This is a genomic window from Binatus sp. (SeqCode), assembly GCF_036522015.1.
Classification (GTDB): Bacteria; Desulfobacterota; Binatia; order Binatales; family Binataceae; genus Binatus.
Map to the genome: position 1 here is coordinate 1 of NZ_DATDGQ010000018.1, position 3,227 is coordinate 3,227.

The window sequence follows — 3,227 nt, forward strand, 5'->3', positions numbered from 1 at the left end:
AGCGCCATCGATCACCAGCTCCGGATAAACCTTCTCGACCTCTTCGGCGATAAGTCCATATTGCTGAATACCGGTTGAGTCGGCCTTGTAGGTAAACGTCACCGGCCGCAGCTTCATCAGCTTGTCGCTCGCGTCACCCATATCGCGGATGTCGCGTTTGTAGCGCGCCGACGATTTCGCGCAGCCGAGCAGGCCGGTCGCATCGACCACTACGTCACAGCCCTTCTTTATCGTCGCGCCGCCGAAGATGCCGGCGACAAAGGTCTCGCTCTGAAAACCCTGCGTGCCGATCCGGATAGTGTTGGACTCGCCCGCCACGCCCAGGTCGAAGATATCGATGTCGTTGTTCCCGGTGGTGAGATTGGAGCCTGCACCCACGCCCACCGCGATGTTGCCAAAGCCAGTGGTTTCGTTATCGAGGGCCCCCTCTCCAAAGGCAACGTTCTCTTCGCCGGTAGTGTTGCTTCCGAGGGCCGAGTTTCCGAAGGCTGCGTTAGACGAGCCCGTGGTGTTGAACAGGAGCGCGCCCGATCCGAAGGCGTCGTCGGGTCCGCCGGAGGTGTTAGTGAACAGGGCCTCATTTCCCACGGCGGTACTTCCGCCCGAGAGAGTGGCTCCGCCCGTGGTGTTGCTGCAGAGGGCTTGATTCCCGACAGCGGTATTTGCGCCTCCGGAGTCGCCTGAAGCAAGCGCAGCGAAGCCGAACGCGCTGTCCTGAGTCGCGATGGCGCCGGATCCGGCGTCCGTTCCGAAGAATGTATTCGATCCCGTCGCAAAGATGCATGGCGACGATTGTGCGGCGGCGGGCATCACCCTACCCGCACCGATCATCGTGGCGAGCATGGCCGCGACAGAAAAGCGGACAGCTCTCGACCAAAAGCTTCTGCGTGTCACGTGTACCATTTTGCGATTCCTCCCTGCGCCGCTCCTTGCGAGCGTTTTATTGACGACCCGTACCCAAAGAGCCTTATCTCAGTGCCCCGTATAGACCAACCCACAAGCGCGAGCGCGTCCCGCGTGGGTGGCAGTGCCGCGTTGCTGTTCGGGGGTCCGTGTGGTGGCGCGGTCGGCCTTGCGCCTGAGGGCTTCGCGGGCTTTGACCAGATTGGGGAAGCCGAGCGCGCGCATCTTGGCGGCGGTAGCCTTACCGCCGCCCACTGCGAGCATCGAGCGACCCGTCGCCCAACCGCCCCCGCTGAATCTGAACGTCATCGTGCCAGGATGGTGGAGGCGGGGGGAATTGAACCCCCGTCCGAAGGCCTTCCGGCGACGGCCACTACACGCTTAGTCTGCGAATTCTAGCTCGCGTCCGAAACGCCCACAGACGGGCTTTCCTGACGCCAGCCGGCTGAAATTTCGGTACGCCGCCCAGCCGGTGAACTGCGGTTCCCTAGCCCACTAAATGACGCCCCGACCCGCTGCCATGGGCGAGCAGCGGCGGGACGCTAGCGGCCCTTAGGCCGCCAGAGCGTAACCGTTATTGTCTGCGGGTAAATTTCGCAGTCTGCCAGTTTTACGGGTCGACAGCACCCGGCGTGCGACCATGGCCATGTTGTCTTCGTCGAATCCAGTTCGCCCCCACGATTGTGGGTCTTCCATCGAGGCCAGTGAAGTCGAAACGGTTACTACCTCCAATCTAAGGCCCGGCGGCCACCTTCGCAACCATACCCGCGTGCCCCCTTATCTGCGTCGCCCTCTGCGGATAAACTCACCCTGTTATGGCGCGCGATTCTCATACTCGCAACGGCAAGCCTTCCGCCGACGGATTCGAGCTGGTCGTTGACAACCGCAAGGCTCGCCACGACTTCTTTATCGAGGAGACGCTCGAGGCCGGCCTCGCGCTAACCGGCACCGAGGTCAAGTCGCTGCGCGCTCATCGCGCAAACCTGCGCGACAGCTACGCGCGCATCAAAAACGGCGAGGCGTTTCTCGAGAGCGTCCACATCGGCGCCTACGCTCCCGCAGGCCAGTTCAGCCACAAGGAAACTCGTCCGCGCAAACTCCTGATGCATCGGCGCGAGATCGATAAGTTGTGGGGCCGCGTGCGCGAAAAGGGCTATTCGATCGTCCCCTTGAAAATCTATTTCAAAAACGGCCGCGCCAAGGTCGAGCTCGGACTCGCCAAGGGCAAGCACTCGTACGACAAGCGCGACGTACTCGCGCGCCGGGCATCAAACCGGGAAATCGAGCGCGCGCTAAAAGGCCGCAACCGCTAGTTTACCTCTCCCCACGGGAGAGGTCGCGCCGAGTCTTCGAGGAGCGGGTGAGGGCGCCCGCATCCAGCTCGATGCCATCGTCCTCACCCGCCCGCGCTCGAGGCAAGCTCGCGCAGTTCCGCAACAAGGCTCTGGAAACTGACGACGCTCTTCGACAGATCGTCCGGAGAAGTTCCGACGCGTCCCAGCACGTTTGCGACAGTGTCGTGAAATCGCGCCGGCTTAATCGCAAATCCTCGCGACTCGGCGAACGCGCCTTTCTCGTTGAGAAAAAATTTGCGATTCAGCGCGTACAGTACCAACGTCATGAAACCCGCTGCGCGAAACAAGCATCCCGCGACGTACATTACGTCGGCGCGTTCGGCCGGCTTCGCAGCAATCGAAATTTCGAATTCCGCATCGAACAGATGCTTGGTCACGGCAGCGGTCCGAAGCTTTTCGGGATATTCGCGCACCAGGGACTTGAGCTGCGCGATCGCATTGCCCGGATCGTAGAGCGGACGGCAGACGTGAACCTCGCCCGCATAAATCTGGATATGAAATCCGAGCGGATGACCAACCTGATAGATGCTGCGTGGACGCCCGGCGCTGCAATCCTCGATCGCGTCGCGCACCGCGCCAATTTCGCGGTAAAGAAAATCCACGTGATTGCCGCCAATCTCGAGCCAGCCGCCCCCATTCACAGCCGGTCCCCAATCCCCAAACGAAGTCACCAGGTTGTCGCTATGACGATCGTCGAGCTCCTTCGCAGCCGCTCCCAGCGCGGGAATAGCGAACGGATGCTGGCCGTCGTAATAAATTCCAAGATCGATATCCGATCGTTCGTCCGCAGTCCCGCGAGCCCGCGACCCGCCAAGCACAATCGCGAGAACGCCCTCAATCTTCGAGACCCGCGCAACTACTTGATTGAGTATCTGATCGATTTCGCGCTCAGTCGGCATCCGCCGAGCTTAAGTCGCCCCCCGCAATCGAGCAACGACTTGTCCTTCCGGTCCCAATTCTTCCCCTCTC

The 3,227-nt window shown here is 61.3% G+C and carries 4 protein-coding genes and 1 other RNA gene; 1 reads left to right on the forward strand and 4 read right to left on the reverse strand.

The window, feature by feature from the left end:
- The 3 genes from VIW95_RS00840 to ssrA form a co-directional block, all read right to left on the reverse strand.
- On the reverse strand, nt 1-843 hold an 843-nt coding region (locus VIW95_RS00840), incomplete at its 3' end, for a tail fiber domain-containing protein (RefSeq protein ID WP_331583037.1).
- A 129-nt stretch (nt 844-972) separates the two neighbouring features.
- Nucleotides 973-1,212, reverse strand: coding sequence for a hypothetical protein (locus tag VIW95_RS00845; RefSeq protein ID WP_331583039.1), 240 nt, complete (start codon nt 1,210-1,212; stop codon nt 973-975).
- 10 nt (nt 1,213-1,222) lie between these two features.
- Nucleotides 1,223-1,580, reverse strand: a transfer-messenger RNA (tmRNA) gene (gene ssrA / locus VIW95_RS00850).
- A 138-nt stretch (nt 1,581-1,718) separates the two neighbouring features.
- On the opposite strand from ssrA, the gene smpB reads away from it, so the two are divergent.
- A complete protein-coding gene (gene smpB / locus VIW95_RS00855; protein ID WP_331583041.1) occupies nt 1,719-2,216 on the forward strand; it encodes an SsrA-binding protein SmpB in 498 nt (165 codons plus the stop codon).
- An 83-nt stretch (nt 2,217-2,299) separates the two neighbouring features.
- On the opposite strand, the gene VIW95_RS00860 is transcribed toward smpB, so the two are convergent.
- Nucleotides 2,300-3,157, reverse strand: coding sequence for a nucleotidyltransferase domain-containing protein (locus tag VIW95_RS00860; protein ID WP_331583043.1), 858 nt, complete (start codon nt 3,155-3,157; stop codon nt 2,300-2,302).
- Between the last annotated feature and the right edge of the window lie 70 nt (nt 3,158-3,227).

What these genes read in the sequence shown, in the direction of transcription:
- VIW95_RS00860 (WP_331583043.1), bottom strand. Translation starts at nt 3,157, where the DNA reads ATGCCGACTGAGCGCGAAATCGATCAGATACTCAATCAAGTAGTTGCG.
- VIW95_RS00845 (WP_331583039.1), bottom strand. Translation starts at nt 1,212, where the DNA reads ATGACGTTCAGATTCAGCGGGGGCGGTTGGGCGACGGGTCGCTCGATG.
- smpB (WP_331583041.1), top strand. Translation starts at nt 1,719, where the DNA reads ATGGCGCGCGATTCTCATACTCGCAACGGCAAGCCTTCCGCCGACGGA.